Annotated in this window: 25 protein-coding genes; 9 read left to right on the top strand and 16 right to left on the bottom strand. The window is 65.0% G+C overall.

Going from position 1 to position 25,910, the window contains the following annotated elements:
- Positions 1 to 2: 2 nt before the first annotated feature.
- The 7 genes from ACFQQD_RS08300 to ACFQQD_RS08270 all read right to left on the bottom strand — a co-directional run bounded on the left by ACFQQD_RS08300 (position 3) and on the right by ACFQQD_RS08270 (position 8,458).
- A complete protein-coding gene (locus ACFQQD_RS08300; protein ID WP_378088206.1) occupies positions 3 to 1,286 on the bottom strand; it encodes a M20 family metallo-hydrolase in 1,284 nt (427 codons plus the stop codon).
- A gap of 141 nt (positions 1,287 to 1,427) precedes the next feature.
- Positions 1,428 to 2,090 (bottom strand): ABC transporter ATP-binding protein, encoded by a 663-nt coding sequence (locus ACFQQD_RS08295; protein ID WP_378088204.1) that lies wholly within the window; start codon positions 2,088 to 2,090, stop codon positions 1,428 to 1,430.
- Between the two features lie 20 nt (positions 2,091 to 2,110).
- On the bottom strand, positions 2,111 to 3,865 hold the full coding sequence (locus tag ACFQQD_RS08290; protein ID WP_378088202.1) for an ATP-binding cassette domain-containing protein: 1,755 nt from the start codon (positions 3,863 to 3,865) through the stop codon (positions 2,111 to 2,113).
- Positions 3,856 to 5,049: an ABC transporter substrate-binding protein gene (locus ACFQQD_RS08285; protein ID WP_378088200.1), complete on the bottom strand. Its 1,194-nt coding sequence runs from the start codon at positions 5,047 to 5,049 to the stop codon at positions 3,856 to 3,858. The genes ACFQQD_RS08290 and ACFQQD_RS08285 overlap by 10 nt, the downstream gene beginning before the upstream one ends.
- Positions 5,046 to 5,936, bottom strand: a complete 891-nt coding sequence (locus ACFQQD_RS08280; RefSeq protein ID WP_378088198.1) for a branched-chain amino acid ABC transporter permease — start codon at positions 5,934 to 5,936, stop codon at positions 5,046 to 5,048. The genes ACFQQD_RS08285 and ACFQQD_RS08280 overlap by 4 nt, the downstream gene beginning before the upstream one ends.
- Positions 5,937 to 5,948: 12 nt before the next feature.
- Positions 5,949 to 7,376 carry an amidase gene (locus ACFQQD_RS08275; protein WP_378088196.1) on the bottom strand — a complete coding sequence of 476 codons (1,428 nt, stop codon included), beginning with the start codon at positions 7,374 to 7,376 and terminating at the stop codon, positions 5,949 to 5,951.
- 101 nt (positions 7,377 to 7,477) lie between these two features.
- The gene (locus tag ACFQQD_RS08270; protein WP_378088194.1) at positions 7,478 to 8,458 is read right to left on the bottom strand and encodes a helix-turn-helix domain-containing protein; all 981 of its coding nucleotides are present in this window, start codon (positions 8,456 to 8,458) and stop codon (positions 7,478 to 7,480) included.
- 285 nt (positions 8,459 to 8,743) lie between these two features.
- Between ACFQQD_RS08270 and ACFQQD_RS08265 the strand changes: the two genes are divergently transcribed.
- Both ACFQQD_RS08265 and aroD read left to right on the top strand, forming a co-directional pair.
- Positions 8,744 to 10,162 carry a rhodanese-like domain-containing protein gene (locus ACFQQD_RS08265; RefSeq protein WP_378088192.1) on the top strand — a complete coding sequence of 473 codons (1,419 nt, stop codon included), beginning with the start codon at positions 8,744 to 8,746 and terminating at the stop codon, positions 10,160 to 10,162.
- Entirely contained in the window at positions 10,159 to 10,977 is an 819-nt protein-coding gene (gene aroD, locus ACFQQD_RS08260; RefSeq protein ID WP_378088190.1) for a type I 3-dehydroquinate dehydratase, read from the top strand. The genes ACFQQD_RS08265 and aroD overlap by 4 nt, the downstream gene beginning before the upstream one ends.
- A gap of 22 nt (positions 10,978 to 10,999) precedes the next feature.
- Here aroD and ACFQQD_RS08255 read toward each other — a convergent pair whose 3' ends face one another.
- A complete protein-coding gene (locus ACFQQD_RS08255; RefSeq protein ID WP_378088188.1) occupies positions 11,000 to 11,584 on the bottom strand; it encodes a hypothetical protein in 585 nt (194 codons plus the stop codon).
- Positions 11,581 to 12,237, bottom strand: coding sequence for a hypothetical protein (locus ACFQQD_RS08250; protein ID WP_378088186.1), 657 nt, complete (start codon positions 12,235 to 12,237; stop codon positions 11,581 to 11,583). The genes ACFQQD_RS08255 and ACFQQD_RS08250 overlap by 4 nt, the downstream gene beginning before the upstream one ends.
- Positions 12,238 to 12,313: 76 nt before the next feature.
- On the opposite strand from ACFQQD_RS08250, the gene ACFQQD_RS08245 reads away from it, so the two are divergent.
- Positions 12,314 to 12,733 carry a DUF3054 domain-containing protein gene (locus ACFQQD_RS08245; RefSeq protein ID WP_378088184.1) on the top strand — a complete coding sequence of 140 codons (420 nt, stop codon included), beginning with the start codon at positions 12,314 to 12,316 and terminating at the stop codon, positions 12,731 to 12,733.
- Between the two features lie 57 nt (positions 12,734 to 12,790).
- On the top strand, positions 12,791 to 13,099 hold the full coding sequence (locus ACFQQD_RS08240; protein ID WP_378088182.1) for an Lrp/AsnC family transcriptional regulator: 309 nt from the start codon (positions 12,791 to 12,793) through the stop codon (positions 13,097 to 13,099).
- A gap of 3 nt (positions 13,100 to 13,102) precedes the next feature.
- Here the strand turns inward: ACFQQD_RS08240 and trpD are convergent, their stop codons facing one another.
- Positions 13,103 to 14,161 carry an anthranilate phosphoribosyltransferase gene (gene trpD, locus ACFQQD_RS08235; RefSeq protein ID WP_378088180.1) on the bottom strand — a complete coding sequence of 353 codons (1,059 nt, stop codon included), beginning with the start codon at positions 14,159 to 14,161 and terminating at the stop codon, positions 13,103 to 13,105.
- A gap of 183 nt (positions 14,162 to 14,344) precedes the next feature.
- Here trpD and ACFQQD_RS08230 point away from each other — a divergent pair, with 183 nt between their 5' ends.
- The 4 genes from ACFQQD_RS08230 to ACFQQD_RS08215 all read left to right on the top strand — a co-directional run bounded on the left by ACFQQD_RS08230 (position 14,345) and on the right by ACFQQD_RS08215 (position 18,773).
- Positions 14,345 to 14,983 carry a heme-copper oxidase subunit III gene (locus tag ACFQQD_RS08230; protein WP_378088178.1) on the top strand — a complete coding sequence of 213 codons (639 nt, stop codon included), beginning with the start codon at positions 14,345 to 14,347 and terminating at the stop codon, positions 14,981 to 14,983.
- Positions 14,984 to 15,070: 87 nt separating this feature from the next.
- Positions 15,071 to 15,874 carry a cytochrome c gene (locus ACFQQD_RS08225; RefSeq protein ID WP_378088176.1) on the top strand — a complete coding sequence of 268 codons (804 nt, stop codon included), beginning with the start codon at positions 15,071 to 15,073 and terminating at the stop codon, positions 15,872 to 15,874.
- A 65-nt stretch (positions 15,875 to 15,939) separates the two neighbouring features.
- Positions 15,940 to 17,016 carry a Rieske 2Fe-2S domain-containing protein gene (locus ACFQQD_RS08220; protein ID WP_378088174.1) on the top strand — a complete coding sequence of 359 codons (1,077 nt, stop codon included), beginning with the start codon at positions 15,940 to 15,942 and terminating at the stop codon, positions 17,014 to 17,016.
- 5 nt (positions 17,017 to 17,021) lie between these two features.
- Positions 17,022 to 18,773 (top strand): cytochrome bc complex cytochrome b subunit, encoded by a 1,752-nt coding sequence (locus tag ACFQQD_RS08215; protein WP_378088172.1) that lies wholly within the window; start codon positions 17,022 to 17,024, stop codon positions 18,771 to 18,773.
- Between the two features lie 98 nt (positions 18,774 to 18,871).
- Here the strand turns inward: ACFQQD_RS08215 and ACFQQD_RS08210 are convergent, their stop codons facing one another.
- Complete coding sequence (locus ACFQQD_RS08210; RefSeq protein ID WP_378088170.1) at positions 18,872 to 19,894, bottom strand: NAD(P)-dependent alcohol dehydrogenase; 1,023 nt, start codon at positions 19,892 to 19,894, stop codon at positions 18,872 to 18,874.
- A gap of 48 nt (positions 19,895 to 19,942) precedes the next feature.
- On the opposite strand from ACFQQD_RS08210, the gene ACFQQD_RS08205 reads away from it, so the two are divergent.
- The gene (locus ACFQQD_RS08205) at positions 19,943 to 20,623 is read left to right on the top strand and encodes a TetR/AcrR family transcriptional regulator (RefSeq protein ID WP_378088168.1); all 681 of its coding nucleotides are present in this window, start codon (positions 19,943 to 19,945) and stop codon (positions 20,621 to 20,623) included.
- A 17-nt stretch (positions 20,624 to 20,640) separates the two neighbouring features.
- On the opposite strand, the gene ACFQQD_RS08200 is transcribed toward ACFQQD_RS08205, so the two are convergent.
- From ACFQQD_RS08200 to ACFQQD_RS08180, 5 genes are all read right to left on the bottom strand, one after another.
- Positions 20,641 to 21,042, bottom strand: a complete 402-nt coding sequence (locus tag ACFQQD_RS08200; protein ID WP_378088166.1) for a cytochrome c oxidase subunit 4 — start codon at positions 21,040 to 21,042, stop codon at positions 20,641 to 20,643.
- Positions 21,039 to 22,748 (bottom strand): cytochrome c oxidase subunit I, encoded by a 1,710-nt coding sequence (gene ctaD / locus ACFQQD_RS08195; protein WP_378088164.1) that lies wholly within the window; start codon positions 22,746 to 22,748, stop codon positions 21,039 to 21,041. Before ctaD ends, ACFQQD_RS08200 begins: the two co-directional genes overlap by 4 nt.
- Positions 22,745 to 23,692: a cytochrome c oxidase subunit II gene (gene coxB, locus ACFQQD_RS08190; RefSeq protein ID WP_378088162.1), complete on the bottom strand. Its 948-nt coding sequence runs from the start codon at positions 23,690 to 23,692 to the stop codon at positions 22,745 to 22,747. The genes ctaD and coxB overlap by 4 nt, the downstream gene beginning before the upstream one ends.
- A 234-nt stretch (positions 23,693 to 23,926) precedes the next feature.
- Positions 23,927 to 24,328 carry a HesB/IscA family protein gene (locus ACFQQD_RS08185; protein ID WP_378088159.1) on the bottom strand — a complete coding sequence of 134 codons (402 nt, stop codon included), beginning with the start codon at positions 24,326 to 24,328 and terminating at the stop codon, positions 23,927 to 23,929.
- Positions 24,329 to 24,450: 122 nt separating this feature from the next.
- Complete coding sequence (locus ACFQQD_RS08180; RefSeq protein ID WP_378088157.1) at positions 24,451 to 25,884, bottom strand: dipeptidase; 1,434 nt, start codon at positions 25,882 to 25,884, stop codon at positions 24,451 to 24,453.
- Between the last annotated feature and the right edge of the window lie 26 nt (positions 25,885 to 25,910).

The following is a 25,910-nucleotide window of genomic DNA, read 5'->3' as shown; positions in this document are numbered from 1 at the left end:
GGCTATTGAGGATCGAGATCACCGCGGCAGAGGCTGCGGACCACCTCGGTGAGTACGCGGAGTCCGGCAACGGCATCCCGGTCAGTGGTGTATTCGTGCTCATGGTGTGAGATGCCCTCCACGGAGGGAACGAACATCATCACCGTGGGCACCACGTCCTTGAGATTGGTGGAATCGTGACCGGCCAGCGTCTTGACCCCTGTATACGTCAAACCGCAGTTGGCGGCCATCTTCTCGGCCAGCTCCACACCCTCGGATTGGTAGGGTGTCACCGGCCAGCAATGGGACCCGGATCTGCTGATCGTGACCCGTGCTGCGCGTTCGATCCGTTCGATGTGTTGGAGCAGCAACTGATCAGCCTGGGCGAGGAGTTCCTCATCCGCGGATCTCAAGTCCAGGAGCAGCGTGACCCGCGAAGGCACGACCACGGGCGAGTTCGGATAGACGTCGAGCTGGCCGACCGACGTGTGGACGGACCCCTCAGGGAATTGATCGGCGATCTCCCGTGCCGCGACGACCAGCATTGACGCCCCCAGCAGTGCGTCGTGTCGGTCGGCAATGACGGTCGACCCGGTATGAGCCTGTTCTCCTCCCACGTCGAACTCGTACTTGTTGGCCGCCCAGTTCGAATCGACGACCCCGATGGCAACACCGTCGCGTTCCAGACTGCGGCCCTGTTCGATGTGGATCTCGGCGGCATATGCGGCAGTCGGTCCGCCGCCCTGCCCCAGAGAGTCTGTGGCCGCTAACGCTTCTCGAACGGTGACGCCTGACGGGTCAGAGGTGGTCAGAACATCCTCTGGCCGCAGCTTTCCGGTGTACACGGAACTGCCCATCATCGACGGTTTGAACCGGGCCCCTTCTTCGTTGAACCAGTTCACCACGGCCAGGTTGTACCGAGGAGCCGTCTCCCGGCCCCGCCACTCGGCCGCGAGTCGGAACGCAGCATGGGCCGCTGCGAGAACTCCATACGCACCGTCATAGCGCCCAGCTGTTGGTTGGGAATCGAGGTGAGAACCCACCAGCACGTATGGCTCGCCGGGCTGAAATTCCAGCAGGCCGAACTGGTTGCCCACGCGGTCGAACTCCACCTCAAAGCCCTGGTCCTGGAGTTTCCGCGTCAGCCATGCGCGCTGCTCGCCATCTGCTGGCGAACCGGCCTGCCGGTCCACCCCACCGCCGGGCGTAGCACCGAACGCGCATAAGGTGGCGAAGTCCTCCAGAAAGGCACCGTCAGGTCCGGGGAACTGGCTAGGGTCGGGTTCGGGCACGGGACCGTTAAACATGAGTATCCGTCTTTGCTCTGGATCGATGGTTCCCACCATCGTGGCAGGGCCGCGGTGCGCAAGCACTGGATCCGGGCAACCAGATCAACCGGTGTCATTGTGCACTTCTACAGTGCGGGCCAGTAGCTGTTAGAACAGCGCTCATCGAAGACTCAGCAGCTCGTTCAGCTCCTCACCGATGCCGGCGTCCACCGTGCGATTCAGCACGATCCTGCCGCCTTCCATCACCAGAACCCGGTCGGACCATTGAGCCACCACTTCCGGATTCTGGTCCACCATCAGAATGCCAATTCCCGACTCGGCAAGGTGGCGCAGCATGCTGAACACGTCTTCCACCACGGACGGCTGAAGTCCTTGAGTCAGCTCGTCCACACAGATGTACGCCGATCCGGCGAGCACGGCACGGGCAATACCCAGTTGCTGCTGCTGGCCGCCCGAGAGCGTTCCGGCCAGCTGCGTCGACCGCTCCGTCAAGAGCGGAAAGACGTCCCGCGGATCAATAACGGGTCGGTAGCTTCGACGAGCCAGTTCGAGATTGTCGCTGATACTCAGGGACGGGAACGTGCCACGGTCCTCCGGCAGCAGGCTGGCTCCAGCGGCGGACATCGCCTCGGGTCGCATTGACGGGATGGTCCGGCCGTCCACGCGGACCGTGCCACCCAGTCGACTCACCGTCCCGAAGACCGAGTTCAGCAACGTCGATTTGCCCATGCCGTTACGTCCGAGCAGAGAGACGATCTCCCCCGGTTCTACAGCCAGGTCAACGTCGTGCACCACCGCGATCCCGGCATAGCCACTCGTCACCCCATTCACCGTGAGACCCATTAGGACACCCCCAGATATGCCTGGCGCACGGCATCGTCCGCCACCACCTCGTCCATGGAGCCCGAAGCGATGACCGAACCGTTGGCGAGAACCACCACGACGTCGGCCAGCTCACGCACGATGTCCATGTCGTGCTCGACCACCACCATGCCGCATCCGCTCTCGGTGACCACGGTACGGAGACGGGAGGCCAGGGCACGGGCATCCTGGTGGCACAGCCCGGCTGCCGGCTCGTCCAGCAACACCAGTTCAGGCGGGCCTTGCAGCACCATATCGAGCTCGAGGTGACGGCGTTCGGCCATGGACAGCTCCCCGGCCAATTGCTGCGTCCCCTGCTCCGCGGTGTCTGCGGTGTCTGCGGTTTTTGCTGTGTCAGCCCCACTCGTGAGGGCGGCCAGGCGCAGATTGTCCGCCACGGTCAGCTCGGTGAAGACACTCGGCACTTGGAACAAGCGACCGACGCCCTGGCGTGCCCGCATGCTGACCCTGTCATACTTCACGTTTTCCCCCCGGAGCAACACTGATCCCTCGGAAGCGTTCAGGTGCCCGGCGATCAGCGACAAGAGAGTGGACTTCCCGGCCCCGTTCGGTCCGATGAGGCAGACACATTGACCGCGCTCCACCGTCAGCGAGACATCCTGCAGAACAGGAATCCGGCCGAAGCTCTGCGACACGGACGTCAGTTCCAGTAGCGGGGCACCGGGCGTCCCCGTCGGTACCTTTCGCGGCAGCGGGGTGGCGTTCGCCGGTAGCGAGGGGATGTCTTGGCCACGGCCCATCCACGTACGGACGAGACCGGCCAATCCCCCAGGCGCCACTTGAATGATGAGTACGAAGAGAGCGGCGGTCGCGAAGATGTACCAGCTTTGCCAGGTACCGCCCAGCACCTGTTGTCCGATCGTGAGCACTATGGCCCCGACAAAGGGGCCGTACAACGAACCCTTCCCGCCGAGAGCCAGCCAGGTCAGCACGCTGGTGGACAACGCCAACCCCACGGTGGACGGCGTCACGAGGCCGGCCACGGGAGCAAAGAGCGCACCGGCGACCGCCGCGACGCCACCGGAGACGGCAAAGGCGAGAATGCTGGTTCGCCGGGCGTTGATCCCCAGATGCTCGGCCCGTACCGGATTGAACAACACCGCCAGCTGGAAGGCGCCACGGCGCCCCTTGACCATCAGCCGATACGTCAGAGCCACCGTCCCGACGACGGCGCCGAGCACCAGGTAATAGCTGCCGACGACGTCCAGATAGGGACCCGTAATGCCATTGGCACCACCCGTGACCTCTCTGAGGGAGTTCGCGGTTCGTTGCAGCAACTGGCTCGTGCCCAACGTCAGCAGAATGAACAAGGGGATCGACGTCTCCCCCGGCACGGACAGAGCGATCAAGGCGATGAGACCGGCCAGGGCGGCCGCAACGGCCACCCCCGCCAGGGCGGCCGGGACCATCGGAATCCCGTTCGCCTCGCCCACCGCCACCGCGTAGGCGCCCAACCCGAAGAAGGCGGCGTGGCCGACACTCAGCAAGCCCACCCGTCCCCACGACAGATCCAAGGCATACGCCAGGAGCCCATAGACCAGGCCCAGCGACAGGATGCCCAGGGCAAAGGGAGCCAGCCCGAACGGCGCCAGCGCCAGCACGAGCACGATCGGCACCACGGCCACGGCACCGATGTTGCGAACCCGCGAGGTCGTCGTCGATCTGCTGGCCGGGTCAGCTGGCCGGCTCTGCACTTCGGCTTCGTCTACTGGCATGAGGTCTCCGTGTCGGCAACCTCGCCGTGTTCCTGCGTCACGGTGTACGAACCGTCGTCGATCGTGGCTGTGAACATATCGGCCTGCAAGAGGTTGGCCGGACCGTCAAAGTGCGTTCCCTGCCCGAGAGGAGAGTCGTAGTTGAATGATTCGATGGCCGCATTCAGCTCCTCCCGTCCATGAGCCTCCGCATCGTTGGCTGCCGCCGCGATGAAGCGAATCGCGAAGTAGGCGTTCCCGGCCACTTCCGGAATCGGGCCTTCGGCGCCGGTCTTCTCCCGGTAGGCCTCGACGAATTCCTGGCTCTCCGGATCGTTCCGAGCATCGCTCCACCGCACTGAATGCTCACGACCGTCCACGAGTGAGGACAACGCTCCGTAGTAGTCCGCGTCCAGGGGCGCTCCCTCAAATCCCAGCTCCGGAGTCAACAGTCCGAACTCGTCCGCCTGGTGGGTGAAGGTGATGGCATCGGCGCCCACCACCATGGACAGGAGAACATCTGGTTCAGCATCCTGAAGCCTGCCGATGGTGGAGGCGAAGTCGGTGGTGCCCATCGGGCTGTATTCCTCCGCCACCACTGTGCCGCCACTGGCCTCGACGATCTCCTTGGCCCGGGCCGCGTACTGGCGAGGATGGATGTAGTCGGAGCCGACGATCGCCACATCTGACCCGTACTCCTCGATCAACTCCGGTACCAGCGGGGAGAGCAATTGCCGATTCGAGGGACCGAACGCCCAGGCATAGGGTGAACACACGGCGGGGTCCCCGAGGATCACGGTGGAGAAGGGAATCTTCTCCTGGTCCGCGACCTTGCCGGCGGCCACAGCGGAATCGCCGGTGATCGTGCCGAACATCAGGGAGGTATCGTCCGCACGGGCATATTGGCGTGCGATCTGTGCGGTGGTGGCAGGATCACTCTGGTTGTCCTGCACCTCGTACTCCACCGGCTGCCCGCCGACTCCGCCGTCGTTGTTGATCTTGTCAATCCCGACTTCGAAACCGGCCTGCATGGCCAGGCCACTGTCGGAGATCTGCCCGGTCGCGGGCACGATCAGTCCCACTTTCAGGGGACCCTGGTCCTCTCCTGCACTCCCCTCATCACCTCCGATGCTGCTCCCGCATCCGGAGACGATGAGCGACATACTCGCGACGGCGGCCGCGGATGCCGCCCACCTCGTTTTCATGCCGCGAGCTTTCTTGGCTTTCTGGACGGTGCGATACGAACCAGCCATGACTGGAACCTCCTGGTGATGGGGATAGAGCGGATAGCGACGGCGATCAGGACCATCCCGTAGAAGAGGGCTTCAGCGGTGGTGTCCGGAAAGTACTGCCGCAGGAGTACCTGCAGGGTGACGATGACGACGGCGGCCCCGGCGGCCCCGGCGAAGGAGCCGGGCCGGGCGAGAAGCAGCGCGAAGAAGGAGGGAATGAGCAGGGAGAATCCCATGCTCGGGCTCACCCCGAGCAGCGGGCTGTAGAGAGCGCCGGCCAGCATGGCGAGCATCCCCGCGACGATGAAGGCGATCGAACGCGCCCGCGCGGGATTCGTGCCGAGCAAGGCCGACATGGTGGGGTTCTCGGCGACCGCCCGAAGTCGAAGACCGGCCCTCGTCCGATAACAGAGGACGAGCACCACGGCAGTGACTCCTACCCCCACCAGAGCTGCGATCAGGCGGTAGGTGGGATACACCGTCCCGAGGATCTCGATGCTTCCCTCCACCGGTGCAGCGACTGACCGGGCCGTGGATCCCCAGATCACCTCACACGCCTGTCTCAGGGCCATACCGACACCCCAGGTGACGAGCATGGAGGCCAACGGATGGGCCAGCAATCGACTCAGCAGTCCTCTTTCGATCAAGAACAAGACCGGGGCCGCGGCCACCAGGCTGACGACGATGCGAAGAGCAAAGGGCAATCCTTGCGTGGCGACCATGGCATAGGCCCCCACGGCCGCGAAATCGCCGGTCGCCAGGTTGACCACACGACTGGCACCGAAGATCAAGGACAAAGACAGAGCCAGCAGCGCATACAGGCCGAGCTGTGTCAGGACCGAGAGCAGGATCTCTATCATGCGTCCGCGCAATCAGTCTTCGTAGCCGCGAGGATGACGGTCGGCCCAGGGCTGCGCGGCTTCCAACGCCGCCGAGAGCTGGATCAGCAGGTCCTCTCGCCAGGGACCGGCGACGATCTGGGAGCCGATCGGGATACCAGCGGACGAGGTATGCAGGGGCAGGGAGATGGCCGGCAGCCCGGCAAGATTGACCCAGCTCGTGAAGGAGACCATCTGGCCTTCACGCAGTCGCATCTCATCCGGCTGTCGATTCGCTTCGGCCACCAGCTCCCCCGCCGGCACCGGTTCAGTCGCCATAGTGGGCGTCACCAGGACGTCGAAATCCGCCCCGAACTGCGCCACCACGCGGCGACTCTCCCGTTGCAACCTCATGGCCGTGGCCACGTAGTCCGCGGCCGAGGCCCGGCGGGCCCGCGCCATCCGGTGCTGAAGGTAGGGCTCAGCGCGTTCCGGATGAAGGTACGGCATGATCGCCACGGAGGCGTCCATGACATGCGTGATGTATCCCTGGACCGCTTCTTCGCTGAAGTACCGCGGGCTGACCTCAACCACCGTGTGTCCCTGCTGTTCCAGCAACCGAGCAGTCCCGACGGCGGCGCGGACACATTCCTCGTCGACGGGAAGTCCCGTCGGGGCCTCCAGTGCCAGTCCGACGCGCAGCACCGGTGCCCGGTGCTCCACCTCGGTGGCGAACCGGCGTCGTGGAACGGGCGCGTTGTACATCGCCTGCGGATCGGGGCCGCTGAGCACATCCAGGACGGTGGCGGCGTCGAGCACGGTCCGAGTGATGGCGCCTTCGGTGGCCGCATGTTCCCAGCCACTCGTCAGTGCGGGCACGCGACCACGGCTGGGCTTGAGACCGACGAGTCCGCAACTCGAGGCAGGGTTCCGGATGGAGCCTCCGCCGTCGCTGGCATGGGCAAAAGGGGCCAGTCCGGCGGCCACTGCTGCCGCCGCTCCCCCGCTGGAGCCGGCCGGAGAGAGTGAAGGGTCCCAGGGGTTCCGGGCGATGCCGAAACGCTGAGTCTCCGTGACACTCATGGTGCCCGCTTCTGGGGCGTGACTCCGCCCGAGTCGCACCGCACCGGCGTCCTGCAAGGCCGTGATGGCGAGCTCACTCACGGTGGAGGGCTCTTCGCTGGTCCCCAGGGACCCCATGAAACACGGCTGCCCTGCCGACGGGGTCAGGTCTTTGACCGGCACCGGCACTCCATGGAGGGGCCCGACGTCATCACCCTGCCGGAGAACCCGGCCGGCGTCTGTCGCTTCGCTCCGTGAGGCCTCGGGATCGATCCACACGATCGCGTTGAGCTCAGGATTGAAGCGTTCGATCCTGTCGAGGTACATCTCCGTGACGTCTTCTGGATGCACCCGCCGAGTGCGAATCGCCGAGGCGATGTCCGTCATCGAGCTGAAAGGCGTCAGGCCCGTTTGTTGCATAGGTCTCTCTCTTCTGGGTGGGCCGGCCACGTTGCGGACGCAAGACGTCACAACAAGGACCGTTGAATGGCTGTGGACGCGCACGTCGGCGCGTGGCTCCGCTACCTGTTGACCAGGACCGGACCGGTGGGCGTGCTCGACGCGTTGTTGTTGAGTAGCCGGGTATTGCTCTTCCTGTACCCGGATGGGGTGTCCCCGTACTGCAGACGGAATCCTCTGCTGAAGATCGAGGGCTCGCAGAACCCGTGTTGTTGAGCGATCTGGCTGATGCTCAAATGAGAAAGATCCGGATTGGAGAGGTCGCGCCGCGCCAGCTCGAGTCGTCGTTCCTTCACAAACGTGGACACTTGAGTGCCGTTGCTGGCGAAGATCGCTCGTACGTGCCGCGGTGACACGTGATGGGCCGCCGCCACTCTCTCGCTGGTGAGGTTCTCGTCCCGGATGCGGTCCTCGATCCACCGAGCCATCCGGTTGAAGAGGGTCAGATGCTGAGTATTGACGTCGTCTGGTTGGGCTTCAGCCACGACGGCCTGAACCATCGAACAGAGGGCGTCTGCGTAGTGCAGCTGAGCGGAGGTGGAGAGATCCCGTTGGTGGGCGGCGATCGTGGTCAAGGTGGAGGCCAGTATCGAGGCCGACACCGTCGAGCTCGAGATCTTCAGGGCCTTGAGCGCATCCATGGCACCCGGCTCAAGTCCGATCCGGTACAGGGGAACTCTCATGACGAGAAAATCATGATTGTCCTCGGCGGAAATCTGAAACGGCCGCTCGATTCCATAGAAGGTGAAGTCCCCCGGCTCCAGCTCTGCGCGTCGTCCATCCTGGGCGACGGTCACTGAGCCGGCAACGCAGAGACCGACGCTGAATCCGTGAAGAGTCCTGTGGGGTCGGTAGGGAGTGACGTCCACGCCGGCTTGTGCTTGGAACAGGCAGAAGTCGATACAGCCCAACCGCCACGAGGAGCTGAGGAGTTCTCCGTGATCGTCATGGATCCGGATCCGAATGGCGTCCTCTGCCTCGAGGGAAGCGTCCACATCTTCGCCGAGGTATCCCGCATACAGCTGCTCGTGTCCGAGTGCCATAGCCATACCTCCGCCCAAAAACGTCTATTCGGTGTGTGATGACTCACAACTTTATCGACGGTGATGGCTCATGAATTGACTCTCACGGCGACATTGTTGACGACAACGGCATGAAATTGACTCTCGATTCGGCCGCACGCGTTTCAAGCCGCGGCGGCGCACATCCCATTCCGGCGGTCGCTCGGGTCTCCTCCGGCCGGCCGTGGCTGAACTACGCTGACATCGACCCTGCAGACCGGTCCCCCGGCAGGTACCGGAACCGTACCGAAGGAGAGCACCGCCGCCATGTTGCTGGAACGGATCTATGACCACGACCTGTCACAAGCCAGCTACCTCATCGGGTCCCAGAAGACCGGCGATGCGATCGTGGTGGATCCACGCCGCGACATCGCCGATTACCTCGATCTGGCCGCGAGCAACGGCCTGACCATCACAGCCGTCACCGAGACCCACATCCACGCCGACTACCTCTCCGGCTCTCGACAGTTGGCCGCGGCCACCGGAGCCCGGCTCTATGTTTCCGGAGAGGGCGGCGAAGACTGGCAGTACGGGTTCGACGCCGAGCGCCTGCATCATGGCGACACCATCACCCTGGGGGACGTCACACTCCAGGCCCTGCACACCCCGGGGCACACTCCCGAGCACCTGTGCTTCCTCGTCACCGACGGCTCCGTGACCGACCAGCCCGGATATCTGCTCTCGGGCGACTTCGTGTTCTGCGGTGACCTGGGACGCCCCGACCTCCTGGACGAGGTGGCCGGCGGAACGGACACTCGGTTCGAGGGCGCTCGGCAGCTCTTCACCTCACTGCGCGAGGTGTTCCTCACCCTTCCCGACCACCTTCAGGTCTTCCCCGCCCACGGCGCCGGTTCTCCCTGCGGCAAAGCCCTCGGGGCCCTGCCGTCCACCTCGGTCGGCTATGAGCGGTTGTACTCCTGGTGGGGCGTGCACCTCGCCGCCGATGACGAGGCCGGATTCATCGACGAACTTCTCAACGGTCAGCCCGATCCCCACGCCTATTTCGGCCGGATGAAGCGTCAGAACCGCCAGGGCCCCGAGATCATCCGTCCCGAGGACCGCGTGCCACAGCTGGAGCCGGCCCAGCTGGCCCACGGAGTGGTGGACGGTTCGCTGGTCCTGATCGACACTCGTTCTGTCCAGGACGTCCACGCGGGAACCGTGGTGAACTCCCTGAATCTGCCGAATCCGGGCAAGGTCGCCAGTCACGGCGCCTGGGCCTACGACCCGGAGCGGGACTCCGCTCCGGTGGTGCTGTTGGCGGACGACGAACCGCGAGCCCGGCAGATGCGCGATCGTCTGCTGCGCGTCGGCATCGACGGGGTGGCTGGGTACGTCACCTCGATCAACGACCTGCCCTCTACCGTTCCGTCGCTCGTCTCCCCCGCCGAGCTCGAGTCCTTCGACCATGCGATGCTGCTCGACGTCCGCGGCAAGGGGGAATACGCCGCGGGTCACATCCCCGGAGCCGAACAGCTCAGCGCGGGCAGGGTCCTGTGGAATCAGGGTCGCCTTCCCCGCGAGGGCACCATTGTCGCCTACTGCCAGTCCGGCATCCGCAATTCGGTGGCTGCGTCCGCGCTGCGCCGGGCCGGATTCGACGTTGCAGAGTTGGACGGCTCCTACGCGGCCTGGACCTCCCGGCCGGCCGCGGGCGCTGGCCTCGCCGCTACAGTGGGGCCGTGAGCAACAGCACCTCCGCCAACGCGTCCATGTCCGTCCCCTCTGCCGCCGCAACTGTCCAGGTCAAGAAGCTCGTTCTGAGTTCCGGTCCAGGCGCCGGACGACCGGCGGTCATCGTGCCCATCGTGGCGAAGGAGTCCGAGTCCATCAGGACGGCCGCCGCAGAGGCGGCCGCTCCCGAGCACGTCGGACTGGTCGACCTAGTGGAATGGCGCATCGACCACTTCGCCGGTCTGACCGACACCGAGACGGTGCTGCGTGAGTTGACCGTTCTCCAGGACATCCTGGGCGACCTGCCACTGTTGGCCACCGTCCGCACGGACGCCGAGGGCGGTGCCGCGGCCGTTTCCGACCGCGACTATCTCGACCTCGTGCGCTCACTCTGTGCCTCAGGGCACGTGGATCTGGTGGACATCGAGTATCAGCGCGCTTCGGCCGATGAGTGCATCGCGGCCGCACACGACCACGGCGTCACCGTGGTGGCCTCGAATCATGACTTCCACGCCACGCCGGATGCCGACGAGATCGTGCACCGGTTGGCCACGATGGAGTCGATGGGCGCCGACATCCCGAAGATCGCGGTGATGCCTCAGTCGCCGCAGGACGTCCTGACACTGCTGCAGGCCACCCTGCAGGCCGCCCAGGAGCTCGACTCCCCCATCATCACCATGTCGATGCAAGGGATGGGCTTGGCCTCCCGAGTCTCCGGCGGCGTGTTCGGATCCTGCGCCACGTTCGCGACCCTGGGTGAGGCATCGGCCCCGGGCCAGATACCGGCGGAGACAGTCTCCTCCGTGCTGCGCGCCATCCACGGCTGACCTTCAGAGCACAGCAACCCGCTCAGGCCAGAAGAACAGCCACACCGACGCAGGCGCAGGCCCAGAGTTGACTGGCGAAGGTGCCCAGGATGAAACGCTCGGCGGCACCGGACTTCCCCAGTTCCGAATACCGTCCGAGGGCCTTCACCGCCAGGATGATGGCCAGTCCCTCAGGCCAACCCACGATCAGGGTCGAGGCCACCGCAAGACGTTCGAGGACACCGATCCAGGCCCCACCGCGCAGCACCGGTTGAGCCCAGTACTCCTGGTTGAAGACCTTCTCGCCGTTCTCGCCAGTCAGCATCGGCTGATGTTCGGGGTGGGATGCATTGAACGAGACCTGCAGGATCGACGTGGTCGGTGCTCCCCCGCCCAGCGTTGCGGCGAGCACCGCCAGGGGGCCGGCGACGGTCCAACCGGACCCGCCCCCAGCCAGGACGGCGACGACGGCGGCAGCCCCCAGAAGTGCCAGCTGGGCCGACGACGTGGCGTACAGCAGCGTGTTCAGCCGAGCGCGAGTGCCCCGGAATCTCTCGAAATACTGCGGTACAGCGATCAGCCCGGAGAGCACGAGCAGCAGGATCGACACCACGGACAGAGCCGTCATGATGCTTCTCCGATCTGCTGGGGTGAGGCGTCCGCCCGTCGGTCCACCCGCTCCAGCAGGGCCGAGACCGCGGCGGCCATACGCCGGCTCTCGTTCCACAGCCCGGTCCGCAGTCGGGAACTGACGGCCTGCTGAGTGATGTCGAGATCCTCCGCTGCCTCCCGCTGAGTCTTGCCCTCGTCCATCAACTTGCCCGCGGCCTGGCCCTCATCACTACGGCGGTATTCCAGCTCGGCGAGCAGTTGCAGCGCAGCCTCACCGGCCTCGATCAGCTCTTGCACCTCGGCGGTGTCCGCCGAGCCGACCAGTGCCACGTGGCCCGGGGAGTGCTTGGCTCGCTCGACGGCAGTGCGGGCGCGTTCGAAAGCGGGGCCGGCCCCGGCCCGGGTCTCCGGGGGAAGAGGATGGCGCACCGGTCCGACACCGATCCCCACGCTCCAGTGTCCTGATCGGGCCGCTGACAAGGCGATGCCGACCACGGTGTCCGCTCGTTCGAGGACTCCCTGGACCTCATCTCCGGCCGTACGCTGGAAAGGCCGGACGATTCCGCGGTCGTCCCCGGCGACGTCGTCCTCGTTCAATCCCTCGACAAGGGCACCGACACGGTCAGGTCCGGAACTTGATCCCCGCTGGTCCATGGTCATGACGAACATGTTCACAAAGGTACAGCCTGGTACTCCGCAGCACAAGGTTTCCGGCTTGTTCGTTAGGGCGCCGTAGACTCGCAGCATGCCATCCACTCCTGACAGCCCCGCCTCGCGCTCTTCGAGTTCTCTGTCGGCATGGCGCGGTGCGAGCCTGGTCTCCGATGCTCTGCTGATCTTCATGTTCGCTGCCTTGGGACGGCGTACTCATGAGTCCGGCATGGACCCTGGCGGCATCCTGTGGACCGCGCTGCCTTTCCTCCTGGCGTGGGCGGCCGCGACCGCAGCCACACGCCCGGACCGCACCTGCACGCGGCTCTGGCCGGCCGGCGTCGTGGTCTGGGTGGTGACGGTGATCGGTGGACTGCTGCTGAGGGTGCTTTTCGGAGACACCGCGGCCCCCTCGTTCCAGCTTGTGACCGCAGTGGTCCTGGGGGTGTTCCTGCTCGGGCGCCGGGCCGTCACGACCCTGGTAGTGAGGGCGCGCCGTCCCTCCCGGACCTAGGATGGAGCAGCAACCTCGATCAGCCCCGCTCTGCCAGCACACCCGGAGGAAACCACCATGGTGACCGCATTCGTCATGATCAAGACCGATCCGCAACGCATCCCGGAATGTGCCGAACAACTGGCCGACCTGAACGGCATCACGGCCGTGTACTCGGTGACTGGAGATTGGGACCTGATCGCCATGGTCAGGCTGCGTCAGTACGACGACCTGGCCGATGTCATCGCCGACCAGCTGTCCAAGGTCCCCGGCGTCAAGGACACGGAGACGATGCTGGCCTTCCGCGCCTACTCCCGTCACGACTTGGAAGAGGGTTTCGCCCTGGGTTTCGAGAACATCGAGACCATCGAGACCACCGGAGACTGACCGTTACGAGCGCGACACCTGGATCCAGGTGTCCAGCACGCGTTGAGCGGCACCCGAGTCGATCGACTCAGCCGCCCGGGCCATGTTCGCCCTGATCCGGTCGAAGACGTGCCCCTCGGCGGAGGTGTCGAAGGCCGTCAGACCTGCGGCCGCGTTCAGCAGCACCGCGTCCCGCACGGGGCCGGCGGCGCCGGCCAGCAGATCGCGGACGATCCCGGCATTGTGCTCTCCCCCTTTGCCCGCCAGAGCCTCTACGGGCGCCAGCCGGACTCCGAAGTCCTCGGGGTGCAATTCGTGCTCCTCCACTGTCCCGTTCCGCACCTCGAAGAGAGTGGACGGTCCGGATGTGGTGATCTTGTCCCGGCCGTCGCTGCCCCGGAACACCAGGCCGCGCAGCCCGCGCTCGGCCAACACGCCGGCCAGGAGCGGCGCCATGCGCGCGTTGGCACATCCGAGAGCCTGCGACCGAACTCCGGAGGGGTTGGTCAACGGGCCGAGGAAATTGAAGACGGTGGGGATCCCCAACTGCTTGCGGGCCGGTGCCACGTACTTCATCGAGGGGTGGTAGCCCTGGGCGAAGAGAAACGTGATCCCGGCCGTGGTGGCGCACTCGACCACCTTGTCCACGCCCAGGGTCAGGTCGACGCCCAGCGCCTCGATCACATCAGCCGCTCCGGCGGTCGAGGACGCCCCGCGGTTGCCGTGCTTCACCACGGTGGCTCCGGCACCCACCGCCACCAGGGAGGACATGGTGGAGATGTTGACTGTGCCCAGCTTGTCGCCGCCGGTCCCCACAATGTCCAGGGTCTCCCCCGGCACCTCCAGGCGGACGGCGTTCTCGAGCATGACCTGTGTCAAAGCCAACAATTCCTCGACGACCTCACCCTTGGCGGACAACGCGATCAGGAAGCCCGCGATCTGGGCGTCCGTGGCATTTCCGGACATGATCTCGCGCATGGCCCAGGTGGCCTGTTCGGAGGTGAGATCCCTCCGGTCGAGCAGCAGCCCGAAGATGGCGGGCCAGGACGGGGTATCGGTCGTCAGTGTGCTCACCCCCGTCATGCTATCTCCGCGTCGGAGCGGCTAGAGGGCGCACGACCGACTGTTGCAGCGGAGATCGCCCTCCAGGGCCGACCCACCAGAGTGAGTCCACTCGGTGTGCCAAGTCAGCCACGGGAGCACGGGGAAACGCCGAAACGTTCGTCGCATTGGAGCCAGCGCATGTTTTAGGGCCATAATGGGCGGGTGACGACTGCAACCCATGCCCTCCCCCGGCCCGCCACAGGACTGCCCAGCCGACCCAACATCGTGCAAGTGGGCACCATGGTGTGGCTCGCCAGCGAGTTGATGTTCTTCGGTGGCCTCTTCGCCATGTACTTCACCCTCCGGTCCACGTCTCCGGAGCTGTGGGCGGACAACACCGAGGTGCTGAACGTCCCCTTGGCGTTCGTCAACACGCTGATCCTGGTGGCCAGCTCATTCACCGCTCAGGCCGGCGTGTTCGCAGCCGAGCGGCTGCAGCCCCGCCGCACCGGTGGGATGTTCGCCCTGAAGAGCTGGGGCATGGTCGAGTGGTTCATCCTGACGTTCATCATGGGCGCGATCTTCGTCTCCGTCCAGGCCTACGAGTACGCCATGCTCGTCTCGGAAGGCATCACCATCGCCTCGGACGCGTACGGTTCGGCGTTCTACATCACCACGGGCTTCCACGCTCTGCACGTGACCGGCGGTCTGATCGCCTTCCTGTTCATCATCGGCCGGGCCTACCTGGCCAAGCGCTTCGGTCACCATGAGGCCACCTCGGCCATTGTCGTGTCGTACTACTGGCACTTCGTCGATGTCGTCTGGATCGCCCTGTTCGCCATCGTCTACTTCCTGAAGTAAGCCCCGCATCGTCGGCACACCCGCACCACCCTGAGGCGATCGGACACACAGCGTCAGTCCGGTCACCGAGAACGTTAGGAACACACCGTGAAGGCACTCTCACAGAGACGGCGCCATCCCTTCGTCGGGGTTGCGCTGCTACTTCTGGGACTTCTGATCACCGGCGGCCTCTACTCCGTCGCCAGCACCATGAACCAGGCACAGGCAGCCACCACGGGGTCCGGTTACAGCGCCGAGGACATCAGCGAGGGCGAGAAGCTGTTCAACGCCAACTGCGCCACGTGCCACGGCATGGAGGCCGTGGGCACCGAAGATGGCCCCTCGCTCGTGGGCGTCGGCGCCGCCTCGGTTGATTTCCAGGTCGGCACCGGCCGCATGCCTCTGCAGATGCAGGGACCCCAGGCCCAGGCCAAGCAGCCGGTGTTCAACGATGAACAGACTCAGCAGCTGGCCGCGTACGTGTCGTCTCTGGGCGCCGGTCCCTCCATTCCGGAGGAGGAGTACCTCGACACCGACCACGAGGACGTCGATCTCGGTAAGGGCGGAGAGCTGTTCCGCGTCAATTGCGCCATGTGTCACAACGCGGCAGCCGCCGGTGGTGCACTGACCCGTGGCAAGTTCGCCCCCGGACTCGAGGGCGTGTCGGAGAAGCACATCTACGAGGCCATGGCCACCGGGCCACAGAACATGCCGGTGTTCAATGACTCCAACATCAAGCCAGAGGACAAGCGCAACATCATCGCGTTCCTCAAGCAGATTGAGACTCAAGGATCCCCGGGCGGTGCTCCACTGGGATCACTCGGGCCCGTGTCGGAAGGGCTGTGGGTCTGGACCGGGGGCTTAGCCCTGATCGTCGGCTTCATGGTCTGGTTGACCTCTCGGTCGTCCTAACCTGACGGTGCCGTGGGGGCGCCGGCCGAACAACGAATCATCACTCAAGCAAAGGATTCAGATCGATGTCTGAGCAAGGCCACGGAGACCCGGAACGCGCGGGAACCGTTGAGCACGCCGGGGAGCAGGAGTCGGGCGGATTCGCCATCGACAACCCCGGCCTCCCGCCGCACCGGCCACGTCTGGCAGATGAGGACCCTCGGGCCGCCCGGCGGGCCGAGCGCCAGGTCGCGTTCCTCTTCGGATTGTCCATCGTGGGAACGCTGTTGTTCTTCGTGGGCTACTTCGTGGTCGGACAGATCGGCCCAGACACCGACATCGCCACGATCCGCCTGCAGAACCTGCTACTGGGCCTCGGTACGGCCTTTGCCATGCTGGGCATCGGCGTCGGCATCGTCCACTGGGCCAAGACCCTGATGCCGGACCACGAGATGTCCGAGGAACGGCATGAGGTCCGCACTGAGGCGGACCGGAAGATCGCTGTTGGCATGATCGAGGACATCGTCGATGAGACCCAGGTCAAGCGTCGTCCCTTGCTGCGCAACACGCTCATCGGCGCTGGCGTGCTCGCCGTGCTGCCCGCCATCGCCATCTTCCGCGATCTCGACGACACCGACGATCGCAGCGACCTCGCCACCGAGAACTTCGGCCCCGAACGCCTGAGCCACACCATGTGGGACACCGACGTCCGTCTGGTGCGTGACCCCACGGGCACCCCGATCAAGGCCTCGGACGTGACCATCGGCTCGGCGTTCCACGTCATCCCCGAGGGTCTGAACGAGATCGAGCACGGCAAACTCAACGAGAAGGCCAAGGCCGTCGTCCTGGTCATGCGCCTGGATCCCGAGGACCTGCACATCTCTCCCGGCCGGGAGAACTGGCACGTGGACGGGATCGTGGCCTACTCCAAGATCTGTACACACGTCGGTTGCCCGGTGGCGTTGTACGAACAGCAGACCCACCACCTGCTGTGCCCCTGCCACCAGTCGACCTTCGACCTGACGCAGGAGTGCAAGGTCATCTTCGGCCCGGCAGGCCATGCGCTGCCGCAGTTGCCGATCACCGTCAATGAAGAGGGCTTCCTGGTCGCCCAGAGCGACTTCCACGAGCCCGTTGGACCGGCATATTGGGAGCGTGGCTGACACCAATGAGCACCTCGACCACCACCGAGTACCGCGCAGCGACGCCGACGGGAAAGATCGCCAACTTCGTCGACACCCGCGTCGGGCTCTCGCCGATCGTCAAGGAATTCGGCCGCAAGATCTTCCCGGACCACTGGTCCTTCATGTTCGGCGAAGTCGCGCTGTACACCTTCGTGATTCTGCTGTTGTCGGGCACCTTCCTGACGTTCTTCTTCGACCCCTCCATGGCACACACCGTCTATGAGGGGTCGTACAAGCCGCTCTACGGCGTCGAGATGTCCGTGGCCTATGCCTCCTCGCTCGATATCTCCTTCGATGTCCGCGGCGGACTCTTCATGCGCCAGGTTCACCACTGGGCGGCATTGCTGTTCGTGGCGGCGATGGCTGTGCACATGCTGCGCGTCTTCTTCACCGGTGCTTTCCGGCGGCCTCGTGAGCTGAACTGGGTCGTCGGCAGCGTCCTGCTCGTGCTGGGCATGGCCGCGGGCTTCACCGGCTACTCCCTGCCGGACGACCTGCTCTCCGGCAACGGTCTGCGCATTATCGACGGCGTCATCAAGGCGATTCCGGTCATCGGCACGTATATCTCGTTCTTCCTTTTCGGTGGCGAGTTCCCGGGCTATGACATCATCGGTCGCCTGTATATCTTGCACGTGCTACTCATTCCGGCCCTGATCCTGCTCATGGTGGTCATCCACTTGTTCATGGTCGTCGTGCACAAGCACACCCAGTACCCCGGTCCGGGCCGGACGGAGAACAACGTGGTGGGCTACCCGATCGGCCCGGTGTATGCCGCGAAGGCGGGTGGGTTCTTCTTCATCGTCTTCGGCATCATCGCTCTGATCGCCGGGTTGTTCACGATCAACCCGATCTGGAATTACGGGCCTTATGATCCCTCGCCGGTGTCTGCCGGTACCCAACCGGACTGGTATATCGGCTGGGTGGACGGCGCACTACGCCTGATGCCCGGCTTCATCGGCGCCTTCCCGTTCGAATGGCAGTTGCCCTTGGGCTTCCTCGGTGAGGATCGATTCGCCCAGCACTCCCCCATCCACGATGTCTGGACGCTGTTCCCTGGCGGTACCAACTCCCTCGTCTGGAACGTGTTGCTGCCGATGGTGCCGGCCGCCATCCTCATCGGCACCATGATGGCGTGGCCGTGGATCGAACGGTGGATCACCAAGGATGACCGCGAACACCACATTCTGGACCGCCCGCGCAACGCTCCGACCCGTACCGGTATCGGCGTTGCCGGCATCGTCTGGTACTGCACCATGTGGGCCGCCGCATCGTCGGACCTTGTCGCCACCCATTTCCACATTTCCCTGAACGATGTGACCTATTGGCTGCGGGCGATCTTCTTCGTCGGACCGATCATCGGCTTCATCGTCACCAGGCGGGTATGCTTGGCCCTACAACGAAAGGACCGTGAGATCGTCCTGCATGGTCGCGAGGCCGGAGTCATCGAGATGACCCCGGAGGGAGCGTTCCGTGAGCGTCACGAACGTCTGGACGATTACCGGCTGTACAAGCTCGTGAGCTTCGAGTCGAAGAGGCCCGTTCCGCCACAGCCTGGCCGCGACGGTAAGGCCTCCGGCTCGGAGAAGCTCCGGGCCAGACTCCACCGGTGGTTCTATGAGGAACGCGTTGAGCCGGTCACTCGTGAGGAGCTGGCCGAGGCAAAGACTCATGATCACCACGACGTGCCGCCAGCGGTAGACACCAGCCTCAAAGGTCAGCCGCCCATCGAGCACTGAGCTGAGCTGAGCTGAACCTTCGATGCCCACGTCATCACCGAAGAAGGGCCCCACTGCAGGTGGGGACCTTCTTTCGTCTCAGATTTCGTCTCAGACGCTCACGACGGCATCGTCACCACGGCTTTACCGCGCACCTCTCCGGCCTCCAACGCCGCCATGGCCTCCGGAGCCCGGTCCAAGCCGACGCGATGGCTGATCGGTACGGACAGTTCGCCACGGACGGCCAACTGAGCCACCTCGCGCAGAACCTGTGGGTCCTCCCGGTTCATGAGCATCTGCATCCAAGGACCACCGAAGCGCGCCCTGGCCGCAGCGATCATCTGCCGCTCCAGTCCTCCGGTGAGCCGTCCTCCGCCTTCGCCGCCCACCAGCACGGCCGTTCCACCGGCCTCCAGCATTCCCTGTAGCTGGCGGAAGGTGGGATGACCGGCAATATCCAGGACGGCGTCGTATCGGCGTCCCGATGACCAGGGATCCTCGAGGTCATAGGCCACCACGTCCGCGGCGCCGAGCTCACGGACGAAGTCCGCCTTGGCCGCGCTGGCGATGCCGGTCACCTCCGCGCCGCGGGAGACGGCCATCTGCACGGCGTAGCTGCCCACTCCCCCCGAGGCGCCGCTGACCAGTACGCGGTGTCCCGCGGAGACGCCGGCCGCAGTGATCGCCTGCAGAGCGGTCGTGGCCGAGACCGGCCGGGCCGCAGCCTCAACGGGGTCGAGTTCGGGTGGCCGATGGGACACCTTCTTGACGGGGACCGCCGCCAGCTCGGCCAGGGATCCCGCACCGAAGCCGAATACCTCGTCACCCGGGGCGAACGACTCGACCTCCCGACCGACCTCGATCACGGTGCCCGCGAAATCGAGGCCCAGTATCGGGTCCCTGGGCCGCCGCAGCCCGCCCACCACTCGATACAGGAGCGGCAGGCCGGTCATGACGTGCCAGGTCCCCCGGTCCAGGCCCGCCGCCCGTACGGCGACAAGCACCTCTCCCGCACCCGCCCGTGGGGCCGCAACCTCCTCGAGGCGCAGGCCCGACGACGGCCCGTACTCATGGCGCACCAGCGCCCTCATCGATGGGCGGGCCGAACAAGCGAACCCGTGGACCTTCTCTTGTTCGTACATAGTACGAAGGTAACGTACGGCGTACGAAAATGCTATGGTCCAGGAACTATGAGTTCGTCCGCCCCGTCCCCTGACCAGGGTTCGCTCCTGAGCCGTGACCGCATCCGCTCCCACGCGTTGGAGTTGGCGGACACCCGGGGCCTGACCGCTCTGACCATTCGAACGCTCGCGGCGAGTCTGGGCACCAAACCGATGTCCGTCTACCACTACGTCTCGGGCAAGGAGCAGATCCTCGACTGGATCGTCGATGCGGTGTTCGCCGAGATCAGCGATCCCACTCCGAACCAGCCCTGGCGCCCCGCTCTCTCGGCGCGGTATCACTCGGCGCGGCAGACCCTGCTGCGGCACCCGTGGGCGGTTCCCCTGATGGAATCACGGCGCTCCCCCGGGCCGTCCACCCTGCGTCATCACGAGGCCACTCTGGAGGTCCTGCGGAGCTCGGGTTTCTCCGTGCCTCAGGCCGCACACGCCTACGCTCTTCTGGACGCCTACCTCTACGGGTCGGTCCTTCAGGAGTCTGCGCTGCCCCTCAACGACGGGGGCGGTATCGGTGAGGAGATGGCGGCCGTGGCCGACGCGTTCTCTCCGGAGCAGCTCCCCCGGCTCCGGGAGATGGCTACAGAGCACATCCTGCGGCCGGGATACGACTTCGGGGAGGAGTTCGGATTCGGGCTCGAATTGATTCTGGACGGACTGGAGCGGTTGCTCCAGTCCGTCCAGACGTTCTAGCGTGGCGGCTCCGTGCCTCAGTGGGCGTGGTCGCCCATGGAGTACTCAAACACCCAACCAACGAGGAAGTAGATACCGAGTCCGATGCCGACGTAGGCGATCCACCAGCCAATGGCCAGCCCCAGCATCAGGATCGCGCAGGCAAGCCCGAGGCCGAGTGGCCACCAGCTCCAGGGAGCAAAGGTGCCGTACGTGCCGGCGTACTCGGCGATGTCACCGTTCTCATCATCATCAGGCCCCAGCCCGAAACTGCGAGAGGTCAGCCACAGGTACAGGGCGATCATCAGGCCCAGGCCGCCGGTGGCGTACAGAGCCGGGATACCGGCCCATTCAGTCCAGTTCACCCAGAAGCCGTAGACCGTGGCGGCCAGGAGGAAGAAGCCACCCAGAATGGCGAAGATCGTGACGTTTGTTTTCACTTGGCAGCCGCCTTCTCTCCGAAGACCTCGGGCTGTTGCTGCGGTGAGGCCGGCAGCAACTCGGGATGGTGCAGGTCAAGGGCAGGACGCTCCGAGCGGATGCGCGGAAGCGAGTGGAAGTTGTGCCGCGGCGGCGGGCAGGACGTTGCCCACTCCAGCGAACCACCGAAGCCCCACGGGTCGTCCACGGTGACCTTCTTGCCTCGACGCGCGGTGACATACACGTTCCAGAAGAATGGGATCAGCGAGGCACCGAGGATAAACGAGAACACGGTGGAGAACTGGTTCATCAGAGTGAAGCCGTCCTCGACCATGTAGTCGGCATAACGACGGGGCATGCCCATCACACCGAGCCAGTGCTGGATGAGGAAAGTGCCGTGGAAGCCGATGAACAGCATCCAGAACTGAATCTTGCCCAGTCGCTCGTTGAGCATCGTCCCGGTGAACTTGGGCCACCAGAAGAAGAATCCGGCGAACATGGCGAACACCACCGTGCCGAAAACCACGTAATGGAAGTGGGCCACCACGAAGTAGGTGTCCGAGACGTGGAAGTCGAGCGGGGGCGCCGAGAGGATAATCCCGGTCAGACCGCCGAACAGGAAAGTGACCATGAAGCCCAGGCTCCACAGCATCGGTGTCTCGAAGGTGAGAGACCCTCGCCAGAGGGTGCCGATCCAGTTGACGAACTTCACCCCGGTGGGCACCGCGATGAGCATTGTCATCAGCGAGAAGAAGGGCAGGAGCACGGAGCCGGTGACATACATGTGGTGCGCCCACACCGTCACGGACAGGGCCGCGATGGCGGTGGTGGCGAAGACCAGCGTCTTGTAGCCGAAGATCGGTTTGCGGCTGAAGACGGGCAGAACCTCAGAGACGATGCCGAAGAACGGCAGCGCGATGATGTAGACCTCGGGGTGTCCGAAGAACCAGAACAGGTGTTGCCACAGGATGGCACCGCCGTTCTCGGGGTCGAAAATGTGTCCTCCGAATCGCCGGCCCATGCCCAAGCCGAAGAGCGCCGAGGCCAACGGCGGGAAGGCCATCAGCACCAGGATGGCGGTGATCAGGGTGTTCCAGGTGAAGATGGGCATCCGCCACATCGTCATGCCCGGGGCGCGCATGGTCAGGATGGTGGTGATGAAGTTGACGCCACCCATGATGGTGCCGAAGCCCTGCAGGCCCAGGCCGAAGACCCAGAGGTCACCGCCCACTCCGGGCGAGTACGTCACATCCGAGAGCGGAGCGTAGGCGAACCAGCCGAAGGACGCAGCGCCCTGCGGGGTCAAAAAGCCGGCGATCACGATGATGGAGCCGAACAGGAAGAACCAGAACGACAGGGCGTTCAGTCGCGGGAATGCCACATCTGGGGCACCGATCTGCAGGGGCATCACCACGTTCGCGAAGCCGATGAACAGCGGCGTGGCGAACATCAGCAGCATGATGGTGCCATGCATGGTGAACAGCTGGTTGTACTGTTCCTTGGTCTGCAGCAGCTGCATGCCCGGTTCGAACAGTTCGGTCCGGATCAGCAGCGCCATGACGCCGCCGAGACAGAAGAACACGAAGGACGCCATCAGGTACATGTACCCGATCACCTTGTGGTCGGTACTGGTGAGCCAGTTGACGATGACGGTGCCCTTGGAGACGGGGACGACGCGCGGTGCTGCCGCGGCCTGCTCATCCGAGGCGTATTCGTAGGTGGTCATCGGTTCTCTCCTCCGCCTTCGGTGCCTTCGCCGCCGGTCGAGTCACCCTCATTGCGCAGCGAGCCGTCACCCTGCTGGACTTCCTGGTCCAGCTGGCCATCGGCGTGCTCGTTGGGGTTGCGGCTGTACTCGTTGCCCAGGAGTCCGTCCTCCATCTCACCGAGGTGCTCGCGGAACTCGGCCTCCGAGACGACCTCGACGTTGAACAGCATCTCGGAGTGGTACTCACCGCACAGCTCCGCGCACTTGCCCTGGAAGGTGCCTTCCTCCTCCGGGATCAAGTACATGTTGTTGGTCTTGCCCGGCACCATGTCCAGCTTGCGCAGGAAGGCCGGAATCCAGAACGAGTGGATGACGTCGCGGGACTTCAGTTCGAAGTGCACCGGAACATCGACAGGCAGGTACAGCGTCGGCAGGGTCTCCTCCACGCCTTCGGTGCCGTCGAGCTGCGCCTGGACGCCCTGGTAGTGCTTCTCCTGGCCATCATAGGAGTAGTTGAAATCCCAAGACCACTGCTTGCCGTACACCTGCACGGTCAGCGGGGAATCCTCCACAGGAGTGTCGACCTCGCGCTGGACCCGGTCGGTGAAGCCCCACAGCGTGAGCACCATGATCACCGGGATCACAGTGAACAGCGTCTCCAGGGGCAGGTTGTAGGCCAGCTGGCGCGGGTAGCCCTGGTCCTTCTTCCGGCGACGGTAGGCGATCATGCACCACAGCAGAACGCTCCACGTCGTTACGCCGACAGCAATGGCGGCGATCCAGGAGTTGACCCACAGGTCAGTCAGCTGGGCCGTCTGATTGGTGGTGCCCCGTGCCCCGGGCAGCCAACCTCGTTGTGCCTGTTCCGAACAACCGGACAGGACCACGACTGCCACGAGGGCAAGCGCTCCCCCTTTCAGGAGACGCCTACCGCGGCTGCCGGCTCGAATCTGCGATCTCACAGACGGCCCTTCCTCTTCATCTCGTGCGAATGCCTCCCCAGCCACGCTCGTCCGGACCAGCGTTGGAACCGGGAAGCGAAGCGGCCACAAGAGGACCCCTGGCTTTACTACCTACTGTAGAGCTTACCGTCCGGTTCCTCCCATCCGTGACATGCAAAACGTCGGGTGCCCGGACCAATCATCTGGTCCGGGCACCCGACGTCGAGGCTGATGGGAGGCTGTTTCCCCTCTAGATCAGTGGAAGGAATCCCCGCAGGCGCAGGAGCCGCCCGCATTCGGGTTGTCGATGGTGAACCCCTGCTTGGAAATGGTGTCCTCGAAATCGATGGTCGCACCCGAGAGGTACGGCACACTCATCTTGTCCACGATGACCTCGACGCCGTTGAAGTCCCGCACGGCGTCGCCGTCCAGAACCCGCTCGTCGAAGTAGAGCTGGTAGATCAGCCCGGAGCAGCCACCCGGCTGAACGGCCACTCGCAGGCGCAGGTCGGTGCGACCTTCCTGTTCGAGCAGGCTGCCGACCTTGCTGGCGGCCACCTCGGTCAGCTCGACCTCATGGGTGGCCAGTCCCTCCGCCGGCTCAGCGGTCGGAATGGCGGTCTCAGTGGCTTCTGCGGTTTCTGCGGAAACGCTCATGCTCGCTCCTTCGTCTGCGTGTACTCCCCGGTCTCAACGCCTGGTCCGGGTGATTCATTCCCAGCTGTCTCAGCTGTCTGGTATGGAGCCCTAGGTGTATCGAGGTGTCCATCAAGTCTATGTCAGCGTCCCGTCGCGGCCAACAGCAATGCCTCTGCGAGCACGGCGTGGCGGAAATCACCCAGGTGCAGGGACTCGTTGGCCGAATGCGCCCGCGAGTCCGGATCCTCGACGCCGGTGATCAACAGGGTCGCCTCGGGGAAGACCTCCAGCAGGTCGGCCGTGAACGGGATGGAGCCCCCGATGCCCGTCTCCACGGGCTCCACACCCCAGGCTTCACGTAGGGAGGTGAGCATCAGCTGGGCTCCGGCGGCCGAGGTGTCCGTCGCAAAAGGCTGGCCAGTCTCCCCCGGTTCAAAAATGACCTCGGCGCCGAAGAGTGCCGTCGAACTGACCGACTCCACATGCTCCCGCACGGCCGCCATCGCCGCGTCCGGGTCCATGCCGGGGCCCAGGCGCAGACTGAACTTCGCCCGGGCCTCGGGCTGCAGGGTGTTCGAGGCCACCTCGAGCCGTGGGACGTCCGTGCCGATGATGCTCAGGGCCGGCTTGTTCCAGAGGCGGTCCGCGAGCGAACCGGTCCCCGCCAGTCGCACCGGGTCCAGCACCGAGGCGTCGGCGCGGTAGTCCTCTTCCGGGTAGTCGATCTCCGCGTGGTGCTGCTGCTCGAGGCCGGCGATCGCCACGTTGCCGTGTTCATCATGGAGCGTCGCGATCAGACGTGCCAGCAGCGTCGGCGCGTCGAGCACGGGGCCGCCGTACATGCCCGAATGGACCGCGTGATCCAGCACCCGGACGCCGATGGTGCCGTCCACCAGCCCCCGCAGCGAGGTCGTCAGCGCCGGCACGCCCACCTTCCAGTTTCCGGAGTCGGCCACCACGATCAGGTCCGCCGCCAAGCGGTCGCGGTGATGTTCCAGGAAGCTGCGGAAGGTCGGTGAGCCGGCCTCCTCCTCTCCCTCGATGAAGAAGGTGACGCCGACGCCCGAGTCTGCTCCGGCGTCGAGCACGGCGTGCAGGGCCGCAAGGTGGACCATGATGCCGGCCTTGTCATCCGCCGCCCCTCGGCCGTAGAGCCGCCCGTCCTTCTCGACGGCGGTGAAGGGCTCGGTCTGCCAGAGACCGGGGTCGCCCACCGGCTGGACGTCGTGGTGAGCATAGAGCAGCACGGTCGGCTTCCCCGGAGCGGCCGGGCGGCGCCCGACGACGGCCGGTCCCCCGGGGCGTTCGGTGCCGTCCGCGTCGGTCCGGGTCTCGGTCAGGATCTCGACGTCCTCCAGGCCCAGACGCCGAATGAGGTCTGCGACGGTCCGGGCCGAGCGTTCCAGCGGTTCGCGGTCGAAGGAGTCCCAGGCGATGCCGGGAATGGCGACCAAGTCTCGGAGAGTGGCCAGTGTGGTCGGCATCCGTTCATCCACGGCGGCGGCGATTCCGGCCACCGTGGCGGCGTCCAGAGGGTGCGGGGAAGCGGCGTTGAGAGAGGCGTTGAGAGGCATGCGTTCCAGCCTAGCGAGGCGCGCGA

It is taken from the genome of Citricoccus sp. GCM10030269, from assembly GCF_042665635.1.
Lineage (GTDB): Bacteria > Actinomycetota > Actinomycetes > Actinomycetales > Micrococcaceae > Citricoccus.
The sequence above is the reverse complement of the archived record's forward strand: the minus strand, read 5'-3'. Positions and strand labels throughout refer to the sequence as shown.